The organism is Methylophaga sp. UBA4204, from assembly GCF_002379485.1.
Taxonomy (GTDB): Bacteria; Pseudomonadota; Gammaproteobacteria; order Nitrosococcales; family Methylophagaceae; genus Methylophaga.
The window spans coordinates 57,203-57,735 of record NZ_DFTU01000094.1 but is presented as its reverse complement, the minus strand read 5'-3'; positions in this window follow the sequence as shown (position 1 = coordinate 57,735).

Sequence of the window (533 nt, the reverse complement as noted above, 5' to 3'; positions counted from 1 at the left end):
ATTGAGTTTATTGTATTTATTTCAGTGGTCTGTATTGGCCTGGTAGCATTTGGTTTATTCATGTCCTGAATAGACCACTCTGTTTATACATTAAAGAGCTGGAGTCTTTAGAGGTAATAATTCCGGTTACAGTTTAGTATCTGATAATAAAACTTAATTTGCTTTATCGGATTGCTGGCTGAAAGATTGTTTCGGGGTCACATCTTTTGTAGGGCCGGGTATCAAAATACTGAATACGTTTCAGTATACGTTTTGGTGTCTGATGGAATATTGGATGTCCGTTTCAAGCTAAAACAATCAATATCCAGTTTGTTAAAACTTAGTTATTATTCGGCATATTCCATTAAATGCTGAAGCATTTTTTATGCATTAAATAAAACACCTTATTATGCCTCCATTGTCAAATGAACAAATTTGGTGTAACCCTGCCAACGTCCTTTAATAGGCTCTAATACGCCAGTTTTGAAAATACCAGATAACTTTATTTAGCTTTCTGAACGTCGCTAAATCAGCTTTCTAAGTGCAATACTACA